At 64.6% G+C, this 19,985-nt stretch carries 17 protein-coding genes; 5 read left to right on the plus strand and 12 right to left on the minus strand.

Translation table 11 applies throughout. From position 1 onward, the window contains the following. Nucleotides 1-109 precede the first annotated feature (109 nt). Together L6639_RS07105 and atzF are read left to right on the plus strand one after the other, a co-directional pair. The gene (locus L6639_RS07105) at nucleotides 110-604 is read left to right on the plus strand and encodes a MarR family winged helix-turn-helix transcriptional regulator (RefSeq protein WP_237860175.1); all 495 of its coding nucleotides are present in this window, start codon (nucleotides 110-112) and stop codon (nucleotides 602-604) included. A 193-nt stretch (nucleotides 605-797) separates the two neighbouring features. Further along, the gene (atzF, locus tag L6639_RS07110) at nucleotides 798-2,618 is read left to right on the plus strand and encodes an allophanate hydrolase (RefSeq protein ID WP_237860177.1); all 1,821 of its coding nucleotides are present in this window, start codon (nucleotides 798-800) and stop codon (nucleotides 2,616-2,618) included. An 8-nt stretch (nucleotides 2,619-2,626) separates the two neighbouring features. Here the strand turns inward: atzF and L6639_RS07115 are convergent, their stop codons facing one another. The 12 genes from L6639_RS07115 to ugpB form a co-directional block, all read right to left on the minus strand. Next, nucleotides 2,627-3,349: a GntR family transcriptional regulator gene (locus tag L6639_RS07115; protein ID WP_237860178.1), complete on the minus strand. Its 723-nt coding sequence runs from the start codon at nucleotides 3,347-3,349 to the stop codon at nucleotides 2,627-2,629. Nucleotides 3,350-3,353: 4 nt separating this feature from the next. Beyond that, entirely contained in the window at nucleotides 3,354-3,746 is a 393-nt protein-coding gene (gene hpxZ / locus L6639_RS07120) for an oxalurate catabolism protein HpxZ (protein ID WP_057747099.1), read from the minus strand. Nucleotides 3,747-3,758: 12 nt separating this feature from the next. Beyond that, complete coding sequence (locus L6639_RS07125) at nucleotides 3,759-5,153, minus strand: AtzE family amidohydrolase (RefSeq protein ID WP_237860180.1); 1,395 nt, start codon at nucleotides 5,151-5,153, stop codon at nucleotides 3,759-3,761. Between the two features lie 7 nt (nucleotides 5,154-5,160). Continuing rightward, nucleotides 5,161-5,340 (minus strand): DUF4089 domain-containing protein, encoded by a 180-nt coding sequence (locus tag L6639_RS07130; protein WP_128930863.1) that lies wholly within the window; start codon nucleotides 5,338-5,340, stop codon nucleotides 5,161-5,163. A 29-nt stretch (nucleotides 5,341-5,369) separates the two neighbouring features. After that, on the minus strand, nucleotides 5,370-7,094 hold the full coding sequence (locus tag L6639_RS07135) for a dipeptide ABC transporter ATP-binding protein (RefSeq protein WP_237860181.1): 1,725 nt from the start codon (nucleotides 7,092-7,094) through the stop codon (nucleotides 5,370-5,372). A gap of 88 nt (nucleotides 7,095-7,182) precedes the next feature. Continuing rightward, nucleotides 7,183-8,082: an ABC transporter permease gene (locus L6639_RS07140; RefSeq protein WP_237860182.1), complete on the minus strand. Its 900-nt coding sequence runs from the start codon at nucleotides 8,080-8,082 to the stop codon at nucleotides 7,183-7,185. 3 nt (nucleotides 8,083-8,085) lie between these two features. After that, nucleotides 8,086-9,099: an ABC transporter permease gene (locus L6639_RS07145; protein ID WP_237860183.1), complete on the minus strand. Its 1,014-nt coding sequence runs from the start codon at nucleotides 9,097-9,099 to the stop codon at nucleotides 8,086-8,088. A 6-nt stretch (nucleotides 9,100-9,105) separates the two neighbouring features. Next, entirely contained in the window at nucleotides 9,106-10,728 is a 1,623-nt protein-coding gene (locus L6639_RS07150) for an ABC transporter substrate-binding protein (protein ID WP_237860186.1), read from the minus strand. 352 nt (nucleotides 10,729-11,080) lie between these two features. Beyond that, a complete protein-coding gene (locus tag L6639_RS07155) occupies nucleotides 11,081-12,058 on the minus strand; it encodes an aminoglycoside phosphotransferase family protein (protein WP_237860188.1) in 978 nt (325 codons plus the stop codon). Between the two features lie 24 nt (nucleotides 12,059-12,082). Continuing rightward, the gene (locus L6639_RS07160; protein WP_237860190.1) at nucleotides 12,083-12,358 is read right to left on the minus strand and encodes a protealysin inhibitor emfourin; all 276 of its coding nucleotides are present in this window, start codon (nucleotides 12,356-12,358) and stop codon (nucleotides 12,083-12,085) included. Nucleotides 12,359-12,389: 31 nt separating this feature from the next. Then, nucleotides 12,390-13,421, minus strand: coding sequence for a M4 family metallopeptidase (locus L6639_RS07165; RefSeq protein WP_237860192.1), 1,032 nt, complete (start codon nucleotides 13,419-13,421; stop codon nucleotides 12,390-12,392). Between the two features lie 231 nt (nucleotides 13,422-13,652). Further along, entirely contained in the window at nucleotides 13,653-14,978 is a 1,326-nt protein-coding gene (ugpB, locus tag L6639_RS07170) for a sn-glycerol-3-phosphate ABC transporter substrate-binding protein UgpB (RefSeq protein ID WP_377807798.1), read from the minus strand. A 199-nt stretch (nucleotides 14,979-15,177) separates the two neighbouring features. On the opposite strand from ugpB, the gene L6639_RS07175 reads away from it, so the two are divergent. The 3 genes from L6639_RS07175 to L6639_RS07185 are packed head-to-tail and all read left to right on the plus strand — an operon-like array spanning nucleotide 15,178 to nucleotide 19,973. Then, entirely contained in the window at nucleotides 15,178-16,173 is a 996-nt protein-coding gene (locus L6639_RS07175; RefSeq protein WP_237860194.1) for a TRAP transporter substrate-binding protein, read from the plus strand. A 54-nt stretch (nucleotides 16,174-16,227) separates the two neighbouring features. Beyond that, nucleotides 16,228-18,258 carry a sensor histidine kinase gene (locus L6639_RS07180; protein WP_377803136.1) on the plus strand — a complete coding sequence of 677 codons (2,031 nt, stop codon included), beginning with the start codon at nucleotides 16,228-16,230 and terminating at the stop codon, nucleotides 18,256-18,258. Then, complete coding sequence (locus L6639_RS07185; protein WP_237860198.1) at nucleotides 18,228-19,973, plus strand: ATP-binding response regulator; 1,746 nt, start codon at nucleotides 18,228-18,230, stop codon at nucleotides 19,971-19,973. The genes L6639_RS07180 and L6639_RS07185 overlap by 31 nt, the downstream gene beginning before the upstream one ends. The last annotated feature ends 12 nt before the right edge of the window (nucleotides 19,974-19,985 follow it).

Below are 19,985 nucleotides of genomic sequence, written 5' to 3' on the forward strand. Positions count from 1 at the left end.
GTTTCGGGCCGCTTTTGATCATAATGTTGGGCAGGACGATTGTTGTCGTCAACAACAATCTTCCGCTCGTGGCCTCCAGCCGCTATGGTCGCGCGGCAGGAGATCCCACGTGACAGCCAGCGCAGCCCAGACGTCCCCTCGCAAACGCACCGGCAACGGCGCGGCGCGGCGGATCGACGCGGACGAGATCGGCCTCGATGGGCTGATCGGCCACGCCGGCTACGCGGTGCGGCGCTTCCAGATCTGGATCTTTCAGGACTTCATCAAGACGCTTCGAGAGGTCGATATCCGGCCGACGCAATATTCGGTGCTGACTGTGATCGGCGCCAATCCGGGGCTCTCGCAGATGGCGGTGGCAAAACGCCTCGGCATCGAGCGCGCCCGGCTGGTGCATCTGCTCGATAGCCTTGAAGAGCGGAAGCTGCTGAAGCGGGTCAAATCGAAATCGGACCGGCGATCGCACGCGCTGCACCTGACCGCGCAGGGCGAGACAGCGCTGGCAGGATTCAAGCGCCTCGCCGCCGAGCACGAACGGCATATCGAGGAGAAGATCGGCAAGGCTAACCGGGAGCGGCTGCTTCAGATCCTTGCCGGCTTCACCTGACACAACTGCCCACGATTTGGGCAGATGCCCGTTCCGGGGCTTTGGGGCCGCGACCCCACCGATCGGCAAAACATCCCACAACCTACTGATCTCGCGATAGTATCCGAAGCGTCGGGCCTGCCCGGATTCTGTACACAATGGCACATCGCTTGCTTCATTCCGGGTGAAGACATGTTGCCGGAGTTTTGACGCCATGGGGGCTGAACTGGGGGCTGAGCAGCCTGAAACGATCGCCGCGATTGTGGCCGCACATCGCGCGGGCACGCTCACGCCGGCGCAGACGGTGGCCCGGACCTATCAGCGCATCCGCGAGCACAACGATCCCGCCATCTTCATCAGCCTGCGCGACGAAAAGGACGCGCTTGCCGAAACCGAAAAGCTTGCGGCGCGCGCCGATGCCGCCAGCTTGCCGCTCTATGGCATTCCCGTCGCGGTGAAGGACAACATTGACGCCTTGGGCTTTCCGACCACGGCAGCCTGCCCGGCTTTCTCCTACACGCCGACGCACGACTCGACCGCGGTGGAGCGGCTGCGTGCGGCCGGTGCCATCATCATCGGCAAGACCAATCTCGATCAGTTCGCCACCGGCCTCGTCGGCGTGCGTTCGCCCTATGGCATCCCGAAGAATTCGATCCGCGAGGATCTAATCCCCGGCGGCTCGAGCTCGGGCTCGGCGACGGCCGTCGGCGCAGGGCTCGTGCCGCTGTCGCTCGGCACCGACACGGCCGGCAGCGGCCGCGTGCCAGCGATGCTCAACAACATTGTCGGGCTGAAGCCGAGCCTCGGCATGATCTCGACCGCGGGCCTGGTGCCAGCCTGCCGCACGCTCGACTGCATCTCGGTGTTCGCACTGACGGTGGATGATGCGGCGCTCGCGCTCTCGGTGATGGCCGGCCCCGACCAGGCCGATCCGTTCTCGCGCGACCGGCCATTTGAGCCAATCACCGCCTTCCCGACCAAGCTGCGCCTCGGCGTGCCGCGCAACGGGCAGCTGATCTTCTTTGGCGACAAGAAATCGGAAGCCGCTTACGCCGATGCGCTGAAGCGCTGGACCGCACTTGGGGCAACGCTGGTTGAATTCGACCTCGAGCCGTTCTACGAGACCGCCCGGTTGCTCTATGAGGGCCCGTGGGTCGCAGAGCGCTATCTCGTGATCAAGAATCTGCTGGCATCCGCGCCCGATTCGATTCATCCGGTGACGCGCGAGATCACCGCGGCCGGCGCGCGGCTGACGGCAGCCGAGACCTTCTCGGCGCTTTATCGTCTCCAGGGACTGCGCAAGATCGCCGAGCGCACGTTTGCCAACATCGACGCGCTGGTGCTACCGACGGCGCCGACGGCCTATACGACCGCGCAGGTGCTGGCCAATCCGATCGAGCTCAACAGCCGGCTCGGCACCTACACCAATTTCGTCAACCTGCTCGATCTCTGCGGCCTCGCTGTGCCGGCATCGATGCGCGCGGACGGCATTCCGTTCGGCATCACGCTGCTGGCGCCGGCAGGACGCGATGGGATGCTCGCGAGCATCGGCCGCGTCTTCCATGCAGATACGAAACTGACCGTTGGCGCGAAGGGCGTGGCGCAGGCACCGCTTGCGGCCCTTCCCACGAACAGTAGCGACGAGATTCCGATTGCCGTCGTCGGCGCACACCTCTCCGGCATGGCGCTGAACGGGGAATTGAAGGCACTGAATGCGAAGCTGATCGAGGTGACCAAGACCGCACCGGACTACAAGCTCTATGCGATTCCGACCGCACCGCCGAAGCCCGGCATGTTGCGCGTCGAGGCGGGCAAGGGCGCGTCGATTGAGCTCGAAATCTGGACGTTGTCGTCGTCTGCGTTCGGCAAGTTCGTGAATGCGATTCCTGCGCCGATGGCGATCGGGACGATCAGGCTAACGGATGGTCGTAGCGTGAAAGGGTTTCTCGTCGAGCCGGAGGTGCTGGGCGAGGCGCGCGATATCACGGCGTATGGCGGCTGGCGAAAGTTCATGGCGGAAGCCGCCAAGACGTAGGCGGCGCCCTACACCGACACCGCGTAAATCTCATACTCCCCGCGCACCAGTTCGATATGGGCGCGCATCGCGGCGGCGGCGCCCTGCTTGTCACCGCGCATGATGGCGACGACGACGCGGTCGTGCTCGGCTTGTGACTTGGCGAGACGGCCGAGATTGCGGAACTGGGCGCGACGGAACGGCTGCACGCGCACGCGCGTCGCCAGCGTGATCTCGGCGATGTAGCCGTTCTGCGATCCCGCATAGATCGCGTTGTGGAAGCGCTCATTGACCTCGTGGAAGCGATCGGGATTGCCGGCGTAGCTGAGAACGCGCAGCTCTTCGTGAATGGCCTCCAAACCGTGACGCTCGGCGGCCGACATGCGCTCGGCCGCAAGGCCGGCACACAATGCCTCAAGCTCCGCCATCGCCTCGAACATGCTCTTGAGCCGCTCGATCGACGGCTGCGCGACCACGGCACCACGATGGGGCCGCGCCTCGACCAGGCCGCTCGTGACCAATTGACGCAGCGCTTCGCGCACCGGCGTCCGCGAGACGCTGAAGCGCCGCGCGATGTCAGTCTCGTCCAGTGGCGCGCCAGGGGCCAGAGTTCCCCGCACGATCTCGTCGGCGAGTTGGAGACGCAGCTCCTCCGCGCGCGTGACCTTCTGCACCGACGGCGAGGCACGGTCGACGCGCGGCACCATCGGTTCGGCCGGCAGTGTCCCGGGCGGAAAATCGTCAAGCGTCATACGGTCAGGTCTCTTTCGACTCGTCGATGATGCTGACATGGGCAGCGACGACGCGCCAGCCCTCCGGGAAGCGAATCCAGGTCTGCATCTGGCGGCCGACCTTGCCGGGAGCCGTGTCGCGATAGAACAAGGTGGAAGCAACCGCCGTGTCGCGACCATAGCTGGAGATGACGGTCTTCGCCCTGCGGCGGTTGAGACCGACCGGCGAGCGGCCGGCGCGGAAGCCTGCGATCGCCTCGTAGCCGTAGAGGTTCTCGCCGATGCCGTAGCGCAGTGTACGGGGATCGTTGCGGAACAGCTCGCCGAGCACGGCGACGTCGTTGCTGACGAGGGCCTGCTCATAGCGCTCGAATGCGGCTTTGACTTCCGCGATCACGTCGGGGAGATCGATCTCCATCTCAAAAACCTCTTAAAGTCCCCTTGGGGCTGGCGCGGCGGCCACGCCCATCTTTTCCAATGCGTACGCGACGCGCAGCGCGATGTCCTCGCGCCAAGGTGCGCAGATGATCTGCACGCCGATCGGCAGCGGCTCGAGCGGCACCGGCACGGCAACCACCGGCAAGCCGATGAAGGAAATCGGCTGGGTGTGGATGCCGATATTGGCTCGCACCGGCAGCTCGACGCCGTCGAGATTGAAATTGATCTGGCCGAGCTTTGGCGCCGTGCAGGGCGTCGCCGGTGCGAGCAGCACATCGACCGACTTGAAGATCTCGGCGAACTGCGCGCGATACCAGCGGCGGAATTTTTGCGCGCGGTCGACCAGCGCCGCCGGCACCATCGCGCCGGCGATCAGCCGGTCACGCACGGCCGGATCGAAATCGTTCGGGCGCTTGCGCAAGCGATCGAGATGCAGCGAGGCACCTTCGGTGGTGGTGATGACGTAAGCTGCCGCGCGAGCGCGCGAGGCTTCGGGCACGTCCACGACGTCAGTCGCGCCCAGCGCCCTGGCAACGCGGCTGACGGCTTCGACGGCTTCCGGAAAGACGTTCTTCTGGAAGTGACCGCCGGCGATCGCGATGCGCAGATCCGACACCGGATTGGCGATCAGCGGCAGGGTCGGCTCCAGCCCGCGCGTCGTGCAAGCGCCATCGTCGGCATCCGAGCCCTGCATCGCGTCATAGGCGAGCGCGAGATCGGTGACCGAGCGTGCGAACGGGCCGAGATGATCAAGGCTCGCGACGAACGGGAACGAGCGCGCTCGCGACAGCCGGCCATAGGTCGGCTTCAGGCCAAAGATGCCGCAGAAGGACGACGGCACGCGGATCGAGCCGTTGGTGTCGGAGCCCAAAGCAATGGGCACCAGCGCGCCGCCAACGGCGCTACCGGAACCACCGGAGGAGCCGCCGCTCATCCGCGTGGCGTCATGCGGGTTGCGCGAGGGACCGTCGTGGATGTTCTCGCCGGTGAAGTCATAGGCGTATTCGCCCATGTTGAGCGCGCCGACGAGGACGGCGCCGGCGGCCTCCATGCGCTCGATCAGGGTCGCGTCACGCTTTGCGGGTGCGAGGTCGCGATTGATCTTCGAGCCGGCACGGGTCGGAAGCCCGGCAACGTCAAAAAGGTTCTTCACAGCAAAGGGCACGCCGGCGAGCGGGCCGACGGCCTTGCCAGCGGCGATATCGGCATCGATGGCGCGTGCCTTGGCGCGGGCGCGATCGGCTGTGACGTTGGTGAAGGCGTTGAGGATGGTGTCGCGCTGCTTGATGCGCGCAAGCGCCGCTTCGGTGGCGTCGAGGGCCGACACCTTCCGGCTCGTAACCGCGCCCGCGATTTCCGAGGCCGTCATTTCTGGCTTGGAGGTCATGGCAGCATCAGGCGGTGAAGATTGGCGCCGGCTCGGTCTCGTCCGGCAGCGCGAATTCGTCGACCAGGCGGCCAAGCCGCAGCGACACCTCGAGATTGGCGCGCACCGCAGGCCGCCAGGCCTCCTCGACCGGCAGCGCCAGCGCTTTCGATACGGCGTCGATATAGTCGTCCAGCGGCTCGGCCATCACTCTCTCAAGCTGATTTCAGTGCACTCTTAGTGGACCTGCAACGGCGGATGCGGGATCGCCGTCAGCAGCTCCTTGGTGTAGTCGTCCTGCGGATCGCTCAAGACCTTCTCGGAAGCTCCTTCCTCGACGATCCGCCCCGTCCGCATCACAATGACACGATCGCACAACAAGCGCACTACATTCAAATCATGCGACACGAACAGATAGCTCATACCTAGCCGCGCCTTGAGGTCCTGAAGCAGGTTCAGGACGACCGCCTGCACCGAGACGTCGAGCGCCGCGGTCGGCTCGTCCAGGATCACCAGCTTGGGATGCAGCGCGATGGCGCGGGCGATGCCGACGCGGGCCTTCTGGCCGCCGGAAAGCTGGTGCGGGAAACGATCCAGCAGATTATGCGGCAGGCCGACCATGGTGGCCAGTTCCTCGCAGCGGGCGCGGAGGGCATCGCGGCCCTTGACGTCGCCAAGCTGCATGATCGGATCGGCGATGGCGCGCACCGCGGTGAAGCGCGGGTTGAGGCTGTCGGTCGGATCCTGGAACACCATCTGGATGCGGCTTCGTTGCGGCAGCCGGGCAAAGGCGGCAGGCTGAATGCCGCCGATGTCCTCGCCGTCGAACTGGATCAGGCCGGAGGTCTGGTCGAGCAGGCGCATCACCATCATCGACGTGGTCGATTTGCCGCAGCCGGATTCGCCGACGAGGCCCACGCTCTCGCCATGGCCGATCGAGAAGCTGATGCCGTCGACGGCGCGGAACACGTCCGGCTCGACGGGCGGCTTGCGGCCGAACAATTTGCCAAGCGTGGCCGTGGCGCCCTGGCGGGGATATTCCTTGACCAGCTTTTCGATGAGCAGAAGGGGCTGCTTCTCCGCACTTGCAGTCGGCGCCGGAGCGGCCTCCGCGGGCGCGGCGGCTAAGGCGCCCTCCTCCTCCGGCAGCAGATCGCGCAAGCTCACGCCGAGCCGCGGCGTCGCGCGCATCAGCTTCTTGGTGTAGGGGTGCTGCGGGTTCGCGAAGATATCGGCGGCCTTGGCGGTCTCAACCACGCGGCCCTTTTCCATCACCACGACACGGTCGCAATAGGCGGCGGCGAGACCGAGGTCGTGGGTGATCAGGATGGTCGACATCGCGCGGCGCTTGGTCAGCTCGACGATGAGATCCATCACCGCCTTTTGCGTGGTGACGTCGAGGCCGGTGGTCGGTTCGTCCGCGATCAGCAGCTGCGGATTGCAGGCGAGCGCAAGCGCGATGACGACGCGCTGGCACATGCCGCCTGAGAGCTCGAACGGATAGGCATGATAGCGCTCGCGCGGGCGGACAATCTTGACCTGCTCCAGCGCCTCGATCGCCTTCTCGCCATGATCGGCAACCTGGGCCTGCTGAACATGGGTGCGCAGCACGTCCTCGATCTGGTCACCCACCTTGCGGATCGGGTTCAGCGCGGCGCGCGGGTTCTGGAAGATCATCGAGACTTCGCGGCCGCGCAGGTCGCGCATCTGGTCTTCGCTCGCGGCCTTGACGTCGATGCCGGAGAACATCACCGAGCCCTCGGCGATCCGCCCCGCCCGGTCGAGGATGCGCATCACCGCATAGGAAGTCACGGACTTGCCGGAGCCGGACTCGCCGACGATGGCGAGCGTCTCGCCCTTGGCGACGGAGATGTTGACGTGCTGCACGGCCTTGACGATGCCGCGGCGGGTGGTGAATTCGACCGTGAGATCCTGGACGTCGAGCAGCGGCTGGGCGGTCACGAATGCCTCCCGTCGCTCAAGAGGTCGAAAACAACCCCATGCACAGTAGAAGTGGCACCGGAATCATTGGAGAATTTCTTCCAGACCATCACGTCCTCCGCTGCGGGTCGACGATGTCGCGGAGGCCGTCGCCGAGCAGGTTGAAGCAGAACACGGCGATCATCAGCGCGAGGCCGGGGAATAGCGCGATCCACCACTCGCCCGAGACCATGAAGCCCGCCCCTTCGGCGACCATGATGCCCCATTCGGCCGTCGGCGGGCGAACGCCAAGCCCGATGAAGGAAAGACCCGCGGCATTCAGGATGGCGTAGCCCATGGTCAGCGACATCTGCACGATCATGATCGGCATGATGTTCGGCAGGATATGCACCAGCAGGATGCGGAATTCGCCGTTGCCTGATAGCCGCGCGGCCTGCACGAAGCCGGCGTTGCGGCGGACATTGGCTTCGGCGCGCGCGACACGAGCATAGAGCGGGAAGTTCACGATGGCCGTGGCCAGGATGATGTTCTGTACAGTGTTGCCGAGGGCGGCGACGATGCCCATCGCCAGCACGAACAGCGGAAAGGCCATGATGGTGTCGGCGATGCGGCCGACGATGCGGTCGGTCCAGCCGCCGAAATAACCGGCCGCGATGCCGGCGAGGCCGCCCATCAGGAACACCAGCACGACGGAAGCGACCGCGATGAACGTATCGAGCCGCGTCGCTACCACGACGCGGCTGAAGATGTCGCGACCGAGCTGATCGGTGCCGAACCAGTGCGCGGCCGACGGCGGCTTCAGCGCCGTGGCAGTGTCGGAGGCGAGCGGATCGTGGGGCACGACATAAGGACCGAAGATCGCCGCGATCAGGATCAGGATCAGCAGAGCGAAAGCGAAGCCCGTGACCTTGTTCTCGCCCAGCACATAGCGAGTCTGTTCGAGGATCGCAGACAGCCCCGAGGTGCGTGCGGGGCCAACAGGCTCAACAGCAGGCGCAACAGAGCTCATGGTTCAGCCCTCCAACCGCACGCGCGGATCGATCACGCCGTAGAGGATGTCGATCACGAGATTGAGCAGCACGTACATCACCGCCATGGTGAGGACGAAACCCTGCACCGGCGCGAAGTCCGAGGAGATCAACGCTTCCACGGCGTAGGAGCCGATGCCGGGCCAGGCGAAGACTTTTTCGACCAGCACGTTGGCGCCCAGCAGGAACGAGAACACCATGCTGAGCGTGGTGATCACGGGCAGCATCGCATTCCGGAAAGCGTAGGTGACGATGACGGTCGTCGGCGACAGTCCGCTGGCGCGCGCGGTGCGGACGAACTCAGAGGCGAGCACCGCCAGCATCGAGGCGCGGGTCATGCGCGCGATCGGCGCCAGGGAGAAGATCGCAAGCGTCGTCGCCGGCAGGATGAGCTGGCTCAACGCCGAGCGGAACGCTTCGAAGTCACGCGCGATCAGCGTGTCGATCAGATAGAACCCGGTCACCGTCGGCGGCGCGCTGTAGAAGACGTCGAGCCGGCCGAGCGGCGCGGGCGACCAGCCGAGCTGGAAGTAGAAGAGATAGACCAGCATCAGGCCGGTGAAGAACACGGGTAGCGACACGCCCGCTGTCGTCGTGATGCGACAGAGATGGTCGATCCACGAGCCCGGCCGCGTTGCCGCCAGCACACCGAGCGGAATGGCGATGACGATGGAGACGATGAGGCCGAGCAGTGTGAGCTCGGCGGAGGCCGGCAGGCGATTGCGGATCTCGGTCGCGACCGGCTGTCCCGTGGTGAGCGAATTGCCGAAATCGCCATGGGCGAGATCGTTGGTGTAGCGGAAGAACTGCTCGATCAGCGGCTTGTCGAGGCCGAGCTTCTTGCGGATCTGCTCGACCGCCTCCTTGGTCGCGGCGGGACCGGCGAAATACGCGGCGGGATCACCGGGCAGCGCGCGCGTCAGCAGGAAGGTGACGATGACGACGCCGATCAGCGAGGGAATCGCGAACATCAGGCGCTTGCCGATCATGGTGAGCATGACGGCTCACCCCTTCGCCATCGCGCGGTAATCGAGCCTGCGGTGGAACCAGTACTGATAGCCCGAGATGTTCTTCTGCATCGCGACGTTGACGAAAGGCTGATACAGCGGGATGCGCGGGATGTCGGTGAAGGCGAGATCGACGAATCCCTTCACGTCGGCATCGTAGGTTGCGGTGTCACCGGCCGCGGCGGCGGTGCGCGCGCCGTCGATCAGCTTGTCCATCTCCGCCGACTTGTAGCTCATGGTGTTGAAGACGGAATTGTTGCCGTGATAGCACCAGTAGAAGAAGTACTCGGGGTAATCGAGCCAGCCCGAGAACACGTTGGTGAAGAGCGGCATCTCCTTCTTGTTCAACTCGGTGCGCCAGTTGGCACCCGGCACCTTGTTGATGGTGGTCTTGATGCCGATCTGCGCGAGGCTCTCCTGCACCAGCACGCAGAGCGGCTCGTTGACGCCGGCAAAATTCAGGTCAAACGAGATCGTGGTCTCGAAGCCGCCGGCGACGCCCGCTTCCGCCATCAGCGCCTTCGCCTTCTCGATGTCGGTGTTGTATTTGTGCGGCTGCGGCCAGGCGACTTCGGTCGGCTTGTCCTTCGGCGCGCCGAACATGGGGTTGGCGAGCCCGAACATCACGGCGTCCATGATCTTCTGATAGGGCAGCGCGTAGGCGACGGCCTGGCGCACCTTCGGATTGTCGAAGGGCGGCTTGGTGACATTCATGCCGATATACTGGATGCCGTTGGAGAACGGCAGCGAGACGACGTTGAGCTTGCCGTTGGCCTTCATCTCCTGAAAATCCTTGTTCGGAAGCTCGTAGGAGATGTCGGCGTCACCGCGCTCCAGCAGCGCACGGCGGTTGCCGGCCTGCGGCACCATGCGCCAGATCACGCGCTTGATCTTCGGCAACGGACCGCAGACCCAATCGTCATTGCGCTCCATGATCACTTCGGTGCCGGCGGTCCACTTCGTCACCTTGTAGGCGCCGGAGCCCGCGGTCTGCTGCTTCGTGAACTCGAGGCCCCAGGGGTCTTTCTCGCTGGCATTCTTCTTCACCAGTTCGGAGTTGACGATGCAGGGCACGATGACGGCGAGATCGGGAACGGTCAGCCTGTCCTTCTTCAGGAAGTCGACACGCACGGTGTAGTCGTCGATGACGACGAACTGCTCCGGCTTGGTGAGCGAGCCCGCGCTCATCTGGAAGGTCGGGAAGCCGCCGACGCTGACGGCGCGATCGAGCGACCACTTCACGTCCTTCGCCGTGACAGGCGCGCCATCGTGGAATTTGGCGTTCTTGCGCAGCTTGAAGGTGACCGACATGTCGTCGATCTTGAACTCCTCGGCGAGCTCGCCCTTGAACTTGTCGCGGTCGTAATAGGGCACGCCGCCGGGACCGCTCTTCATCTCGTGGCTGATCAGGCGGTCGTAGCAATTCCACGACACCTCATAGCCGGGCACGTTGGTGCCGACGCCATGGATGTCGAGATTGTTGGGACCGCCTTCCGAGACGATCAGCAGCGTCTCGGAGCGGGCATCGGCATAGGCCGAGGAGATGATTTGGGGCGCGGCCGGAAGCGCCGCGCCAGCGGCCAATCCGGAGACGGATTTGAGGAAATCGCGGCGCTTCATGGCGGGTGCTCCAACTCAGAAGTTTCTGGTTGGAACCGGATTCGCAAGGTTCATGCCAAGGTTATGGGGAAGCCAAATCAAGAATAAATATTTGATATTACTTGTTTATTATCGAATACACGGACGAGGGATCGAAGCTCAAGCTCCAAGCATTGCATGCAAAGAGAAACATTTGCTTATTTAATAGGCCAAGTTTGAGGCCGGCACGCCCAATAGGCAACGCCTGTCATTCCGGGGCGATGCGCAGCATCGAGCCCGGAATCCATCGGGCCGCAGAACATGCCGAAGAATGGATTCCGGGCTCGCCGCTTCGCGGCGCCCCGGAATGATGGAGAGGGACGGAGCCAAATAATCACTCCGCCCAGATCAGCTCCTGCAATTCGACCAGATCGCTCACCTTGTCCTGCCAGCCCTCGATGCAGATGTGGCTGTTGAGGTCGCTGGCGTGGTGCAGCAGCATCAATGCCATCAGGCGGCGCTTCAGCGCGAAATCAGGCTTCGCGTAGCCAAAGCCTTCGAGCAGGCTGCACACCCTGCCCGGCCGGCCCGCCGACATGAAGGCGCTGGGGCCGAGCAGATCGTAGTCGCGCCATCCCGCGCGCACGTCGCCGAAATCGAACAGGCCGGCGAGCGACCATTGATCGTCGCGGCTGGCGAGCAGAAAATTTTCCGGAATGTATTCGCCGATCAAGATGACCGGCGGCGCGTCCATCGGGATCAGCGTCGCCGCGTCGCGCAGGAGATCGTCGAGGCCAGCAAGAAATTTCGGCGCGAGGCCAAGACGCGTGTGCCTCATACGGCAGCCCTGCATCTGCGCGCGCATGAAAACATCCCAGCGCGGCTCGAGCCCTGCGAGCGGGCCGAGCGGCGCGCGCTGGACGGCGGCGATGGTCTCGCCGATCTGGCGCAGCACGCGCTCTTTCTGCGCTTCCGGCAAGGATGGCCAGACCTCCGATCCGAGCGTGCCAGATAGCCGCGTGATGATCAGATAGGGCCAGCCGTCGCGCTCCCCCTCAGCGACGATCTCGGGGATCGGCAAATGAAGCCGGCCCGCGAGCTGCATCAGCGAGCCGCGTTCGGAGACGAATTGCGCCTGCAGCAGCGGCGGGAAGATTTTCAGGATCAGGCGATCGCCGAGGCCAACCACAAGATTGGTGCCGGTCGAGAACACATGCGGCGCGCCGGCATCGATGCCGTGGCTGCGAGCGATATCGAGCGCGATCGGCAGCCATCGTGACCGGTCGGCACGCAAGGCACGATAGGCCGCAAGGTTCGTCGAAGCCGACGGCCCCCAAGCGCCGGCCGCATCCGGCGACAATGTCTCTTCCATCAGAGTCCCCGGCTCGGCCTGACCCTACTCCAGCACATCCTTGACGCTGCTCTTGATGGTCGAGGGGACCGCATGTTCGGGCACTTCGATCGTCTGGGAACCGCGGGTGATCCGGTAACTGAACGCGTCAGCCTGTCCTGGATGCGAGGCGGGAACTTTCTTTGGATCGGCAAAGAGCGACTCCACCGTCTTCTGATCGGCGGGCGACAGATCCGACAATGCCAATTCACCCCGGCTCTTGAGGTGAGGGCCGCCGAAGCCGGCGACCCCACCTACGCGCTCGATCTTCAAACGATCCACGCTCTCATCCTTTCGCGGCGTGCTGCAGCGATTACAGCCCCACCTTCGTCCACCCGGCGTTGACGGCGGCGGAGACGGCAGCCGTACTCGGATACATTGTGTGCGCCACCTGACGGGTCCGGGCGGCAAATGCCTTCATCGTCATGTTCGGCGTCGGGCCGAACCCCGTGAGCGAACGATACCACACTTGCCCGATCGGGCCCCAACTATTACCGCCCAGCGTCACGCAAGCCGTGCAGAAAGCCAGATTGGGCGGCCCGCTCGAATAGTGCGGATCCATGCCCGGCGTGATCTGGGAGTACTTGGTCGGTTGCGGCGCCAGGCAGTGCTTGGCTGCGGGATCGGCCATGTCGCGCAGGCAGGTGAAACCTTTCTTCTTCGAACCCGGCCCCATGATGTCGCGCCCGATCAGCCAGTCCGCCTTCTTGACGTTCTGGTTGGCTTCCCACTGCCGGAACATCGAGCCGAAGCAATCCGAGATGCTCTCGTTCAGGCCGCCGGCATCGCCGCTATAGGCCAGCTGCAGACTATGCTGGGTCACACCATGGGTCAGCTCATGACCGATGACGTCGTTGCCTCTGGTGAAATCGACGAAGATGCTGCCGTCACCGTCGCCATAGAGCATTTGCGACCCGTTCCACATCGCGTTGTTGTAGCTCTGGCCGAAATGAACCGACGACATCATGGTCATGCCATGATCGTCGATCGAGTTCCGGTTGAAGACCTGCTCGTAGAACTTTGCCACCTTGCTGGTCTGGTTGAAGCTGCGCTTGACGGATCCGTCCGCCGACGTCTTCGGCTTCGGAATCGGGGTGCCCGGCAGCGTCTGCGTGTGCTTGCAGTCGTAGACCGTGACTGATGGTGCCGCGGCAAGCGTGACCAACCCATCGGCACGCGTCGCAGCGACGCTGGTGAATCTCGCAGCCTGGTTGCGCAATTCGCGCAGTTCATGACTGATCTGGACCGTGTCGACCATCCGCTTGCGGACCGAAGCCGAGAGCTTCTTGTCCTGGGAGAGCTTGGTCAGAACATCATTCGGGATGATGAAGCATGAGCAGGGCATTGATAGCCTCCAATGCGATTTTCTGAAAAATGAAAGGGCGAAACAGCTACAAGTTTCATCGCCGCCGATCGGCGGCGACAAGCGTTGCCACCAGCTTGGGTGACAGGCCGTCTGCGATTATTGCAGGTGCATGGCGCGGTGTGTGTGAACTCGCGCACATATTTCAGGTTGTGTGGCGACGGATGGGACTTGGCCGGTGAACGGACCCACGCCCCGCGCGCAGGCCGACCGCTATCGCTCGGGGCTGGCGCGCTCGAACTGGCGCAGCAGCTTGTTGCCGCGTTCGACCGCGGCATCGAGCGCACCTTGCGCGCTTTTCTGGCCGGCAAATGCCCGCTCGAGCTCTTCCTCGATGGTGCCGCGGATCAGGTTGAAGGAGCCGAGCCTTATGCCCTTCGAATTCTCCGTCGGCGGATGCAGCGTGATCTCCTCGAACGAGATCGCCGAGCCCGGATTGCGCTCATAGAAGCCTTGCGCGCGCGTCAGCTCGAAGGCGGCGCGGGTCACAGGCAAATAGCCCGTGTTCTGGTGCCAGGCGGCTTGCACGCCGGGCTGCGACAGATAGGCGAAGAACCGCGCCACGCCCTTGTATTCCTGGCGCGGCCGGTCACGCAGCACCCACAGCGTGGCGCCCCCGATGATGGAATTCTGCGGTGCGCCCTTCACATCCGGCCAGTACGGCATCATACCGTAGCCGATCTCGAATTTCGAATTCGCCTTGATGTCGGCGCGCGTCGCCGACGAGCCGATGAAGATGCCGCATTCGCCGTTCTGGAAACGCGGCTCGGCCGCCTGCCCGCGGCCGCCATAGTCGAACAGCTTTGTCTTTTGCCATTCAACGAGCTGGGCGATGTGCTTGACCACGACCGGATTGTTGATGGTCAATTCCGCATCAAGGCCAGCAAAGCCATTCCCGCGCGTGGCCACCGGCAGATTGTGAAACGCCGAAAAATTCTCGATGTGGATCCAGGACGGCCACGACGTGGTGAAGCCGCACACGGCGCCGCGGTCGCGCAGCCGTTTTGCCGCCAGCCCAAGCTCGGGCCAGGTCTTCGGCGGCGTCTCCGGGTCGAGGCCGGCGTCGCGAAACATGGTCTTGTTGTAATAGAGGATGGGCGTCGACGAGTTGAACGGGAAGGACAGCAGGTTGCCCGTGGCATCGGTGTAATAGCCGGAGACCGCCGGAAGGTAGTCGTTCAGCGAGAACGGCTCGCCCATGTCGCGCATCATGCTGTAGACGGGATAGATGGCGCCCTTGGCGGCGGTCATGGTCGCGGTGGCGACCTCGTTGACCTGCACGATCGCAGGCTGGCTGCGCGAGCGGAAGGCAAAGATCGCGGCCGTCACCGTCTCGGTGTAATTGCCCTTGTAGGCAGGCACGATGCGATAGTCCGACTGCGAGGCGTTGAAGTCCGAGGTGAGCTTCTCGAGCTGCTTGCCAAGCTCGCCCGACATGGCGTGCCACAGCGCGATGTCGGTGGTGGCGCGCGCCTCGCAGCTCAAGGCAAGGGCCAAGGTGGCGGCGGCGACCTGCAAGAGGCGCAATGCTGAAGTCACGATGGCTCTTCCCGTATGACGCGGCAAAAGGCGACCGCACCCTGCTTAAGGCGCGCGAGAAGCGGTTTCAACCGGGAATGACGGCGGCGGCACCGCACAATCCGCCGCCCCCCGGGCGGGATGGCCTTCCCTTTACCATCTGGTAGATTGCGTTGAACCTTTTGGTCCCGTCATAGACTCCATCTCCGAGGGGTTGAGTGTGCCAGTGTTAAACCGTGCCGAACTCTCACGGACCGGGGTGATTTTCGTCGCGCTTCTGCTCGCCATCGGCGCGACGAGCGCAGCTGCGCGCGAATTCCGCGCCGCCGACACCCAGGCCGAGGATTACCCAACCGTCCAGGCGCTGCGCTACATGGGCGCGCTGATCTCCGAGCGCACCGGCGGCCGGCACGAAATCAAGGTGTTTCACTCCCGCCAGCTCGGCGAGGAGAAGGAGACGATCGAGCAGACCCGCGCCGGCGCGATCGACCTCAACCGGACCAATGTGGCCCTGATCGGCAATTTCGTCCCGGCGATGAACGTGCTCGCCATGCCGTTCCTGTTCCGGTCCATCGAGCACATGCAGAAGGTGCTGGACGGGCCGATCGGCAAGGAAATCCTGGGCAGCTTCGAGCCCTACGGCTTCGTCGGGCTCGCCTTCTACGATTCCGGGGCCCGCTCGATCTACAACAGCGTTCGCCCGGTCAAGAGCATCGCCGACCTCAAGGGGTTGCGGATCCGGGTGCAGCAGTCGGAGTTGATGAGCGACATGATCCGCGCGCTCGGCGCCGAGCCGGTCGAGCTGCCCTATGGGCAGGTCCTGACGGGGCTCTCGACCCATCTGATCGACGGCGCCGAAAACAACTGGCCATCCTTCGTGACCACAGACCATTACAAGCACGCCGGTTACTACACCCTCACCGAGCACACGATGAGCCCGGAGGTGCTGGTGATCTCGCTGAAGGCCTGGAAGAGCCTGTCGGCCGAGGACCAGACCATCTTCAGGGAAGCCGCGGCGCGCTCTAGCCTCTACATGCGCGAGAAATGGCGCGACCTCGAGGAGCAGTCGCAGCGCAAGGCGGAGGCCGCCGGCATCGTCGTGACCAGGGATATCGACCGCAAGCCGTTCGAGGATGCGATGGCGCCGATTTACGCCAAGGCCGCGCAGGATCCCGCTGCGGCCGCGCTGATCGAACGCATTCGCAAGGTGGAGTGACGCCACTTGATCGCGCCCGGCACCAGCGAGAGCGCAGAACGGCCGGCCGGCCCGATCGGGCGGCTGCGCGCGCGCCTCGTCGGCGTGCTGCGGGCGGTGCCGATCCGCTGGCGCATCCTCTCGATCGCGGCGCTGAACTCCGCCGTGGTGATCGTGCTGGTGGCGATGATCTGGAACGGCGCGCAGGTGCTGAGCTCAGCCTGGGACGACGTGCGGCAGGTGCGCGAATCCGACCGCATCCTGGCCCTGCTCGAGAGCGAGACCGGGCGGCTGCAGAACCTGATCCACCGCTACATCAACCAGCCGAGCCCGGACCTGTTCGCCGAGATCCTGCTGCTGCGCGAGGCCGTGCTGGGCACGCTGACCGACCGCGCCGCCAAGGACCCGATGCTGTCAGGGTCGGTCGAGGAGCTGGAGCGCACCACCGACCGCTTCCTCAACGGCTTCGGCGAGCTGCGCAGCGTTCAGGCCACCATCGCCAAGACCTATGAGGAGCAGGTGCAGGGCCCCGCCAAGGACATGGCCGGCCTCTACTCCATCATCGAGGGCGCCACCGGCCATCGCGACGCGCTGATCTGGCCTTCGCTCGGCAAGTCGCGCGAGGCCTTCACCGCGATGCTGGTTGCGGCCAATTCCTACTATCTGTCGCAATCGGTCGATGCGGCTGACGACGCGCGCCGCCACACCGAGACGATCGAGAAGACCATTCCCGTGATGATCGATCTCGCCGACAACGATTTGCAGAAGATGGCGCTGCAAAAGCTCGCAATCCGCACCACGGCGCTGCGCGAGGGCTTTGCCAAACTCTCCGAGCAGCTGACGAACCGCACCGAGCTGCTGCGCAACACCATCGACGCCAGCCAGGCCGAGGCGATCGGCGCCATCGACGATCTCTCGACCAAGATGCGCCAGCGCGAGCAGAAGGCGCAGGAGACGTTCGACCGCACGCTGGCGGATATTTCGCGGCGGGTGCTGTCGATCGCGGTGATCTTCCTCGGCATCATCCTTACCGCCGGCGTGCTGATCGCGCTGTCGATCCGGCTGCCGCTGCAACAGATCATGACCGCGATGCGCGCGATCACGCTCGGCGATCTCGGCCGCGAGGTGCAGGGCACGCGCGCGCGCGACGAGGTCGGCGCCATGGCGCGCGCGGTGGAGGTGTTCCGCGAGAACGCGATCGCCAAGCGCCAGACCGAGGACGAGCTGCGCGCGTCCAAGGAAAAGGCCGAAAGCGCCCTGCTGGAGCTCAACGCCGCGCAGCAGAATCTGATCGACGCCGAACGGCTCGCGGCGCTCGGCGGCCTCGTCGCCGGCGTCGCGCACGAGGTCAACAACCCGATCGGCATCAGCCTGACGGTGGCGTCGAGCTTTGCGAGGCGCACCGAGATTTTCGAGGCGCAGCTAAAGGGTGACGGCGGCCTGCGCCGCTCGCAGCTCGAGGAATTCGTGCAATCCTCGCGCGACGCCTCGCAGCAGCTCGTCGCCAACCTCACCCGCGCCGGCGAGCTGATTCAGTCGTTCAAGCAGGTCGCGGTCGACCGCTCCCATGCCGAGCGGCGGCAGTTCTCACTCAGCGAAGCGACCGACCAGATCATCGCGAGCTTGCGGCCGGTGCTGAAGCGCTCGCCGATCACGCTCCAGGTCGACGTGCCCGAGGGGCTGCTGCTCGACGGCTATCCCGGCTCCTATGGCCAGATCCTGACCAATCTGTTCCTCAACGCGGCCAACCACGCCTTCGCCGACGGGCGTGCCGGCACCATCGCGATCTCGGCCCGGCCGCGCGGCACCGAGGATATCGAGATCATCTTCGCCGATGACGGAGCCGGGATGACCCCGGACGTGCAGCGCCAGGCCTTTGACCCATTCTTTACCACCCGGCGCAATGAAGGTGGCACGGGACTGGGCTTGCATATCGTCTATAACCTTGTCACCCAGCAGCTCGGCGGGCGGATGATGCTGGAATCCAAGCTGGGACAAGGCACTACTTTTCGGATTATCATGCCGCGGATCGCCAAGGGCGGCGCGCAAAGCACAGAAAGTGACGGGACTTCTCAATGGCCGAACAGGACGATGTCCTCCACCTGATCGACGACACCGGTACCGCGTCGGAGGATACGGATGCCCGGAAATGGAAAATCGCCGTCATCGACGACGATCCGGCCGTGCATGACGGCACCCGTTTTGCGCTCTCGGACTACAGCCTGAACGGCCAGGGTCTGGAGATTCTCTCCGCCCATTCCGCGGCGGAAGGTCGCAAGCTGATGGCGGAGCACAGCGACATCGCCGCGGTGCTGCTCGACGTCATCATGGAGACCGACGTCGCGGGCCTGGAGCTCGTCGAATACATCCGCAACGTGCTCAAGAACGAGACCGTGCGCATCATCCTGCGCACCGGCCAGCCCGGCCAGGCGCCGGAGCGGCGCGTGATCGTGCAGTACGACATCAACGACTACAAGGCCAAGACCGAGCTCACCGCCGACAAGCTGTTCACCTCGCTGACCGCGGCGCTGCGCTCCTACCAGCAGCTCGAGCGCATGGTGCAGACGCGGCGCGGGCTCGAGATCATCATCGATGCGGCCTCGACGCTGTACGACTTCAAGTCGATGCAGCGGCTCGCCGAGGGCGTGCTGACCCAGCTCGCCTCGCTGCTCAATGTCGACTGCGCCGGCATCCTCGTGTTGCGCGACAATGGCGGCGTCGATGCCGAGCTCTCGGTGCTCGCCGGCAGCGGCTGCTACAGCCGCTTTATCGGCACGACCTCGTCGAAGGCACTCGACCCCGATCTGCGCCAGCTGGTCGAGGACGCCTTCCAGCGCCGCAAGAACGAATTCGCCGACCACCGCAGCGTGATCTATCTGCGCACCGGCTCGGGGCGCGAGGTCGTGGTGCTGCTGCAGTCCGAGCGCGATTTGTCCGAGACCGACCGCTCGCTGGTGGAGATCTTCTCGAGCCGGCTCTCGATCGCCTTCGACAACGTCATCCTGTATCAGCAGCTCCAGGACGCCAATACGCAGCTGGAAGACCGCGTCGCGCAGCGCACCCGCGCCCTGATGCAGGCCAACCGCCGGCTCTCGGCGCAATGGCTGCGGCTGCAGCGCGCCAACGGCTTCAAGAACGAGATCCTGGGCACCGTCGCGCACGATCTCAAGAACCCGCTCGGCGTCATCCTCGGCCGCACCGAGATGTTGAAGGAGCTGATCTCGACCGGCGCCTCGTCGTCAGGCGTGGTCGCCCAGGTCGATCATATCCGCGACGCCACCAAGCGCCTGACCACGATGGTCGATCATCTGATCTCTGACGCGATGGCCGATGCCTTCGACATCACCATCCGCCGCGAGCCGGTCGACGTCGCCGCGCTGGTGAAGGAGGTCGCCGAGGCCAACCAGCCGCTCGCGGTCAACAAGCAGCAGGCGATCAGCGTCAGCGCGCCCGCCAACATCGTCACCATGTGCGACACCGACCGCATCCGCGAGGCGATCGACAATCTGATCAGCAACGCCATCAAATACTCACCGATCGCGGGCAAGATCACCGTCGCGGTCAGCCATGAGGGCAACGACACCATCATCCGCGTCAGCGACGAGGGCGCCGGCCTGTCGCCGGAGGATCTCGGCCGCCTGTTCGGCCGGTTCCAGCGGCTCTCCGCAAAGCCGACGGCGGGTGAGAGCTCGACGGGGCTTGGGTTGTCCATCGTCAAGCGTATTATCGACATGCATGGCGGCGAGGTAACCGCCGACAGCGACGGCCCGGGCAAGGGCTCGACCTTCACCATCACCCTGCCCGCGACCGAAATGCCGTGATTTGAGTACGAG

The sequence above is a fragment of the Bradyrhizobium zhengyangense genome (assembly GCF_022012555.1).
In the GTDB taxonomy this organism is placed as follows: domain Bacteria; phylum Pseudomonadota; class Alphaproteobacteria; order Rhizobiales; family Xanthobacteraceae; genus Bradyrhizobium; species Bradyrhizobium zhengyangense.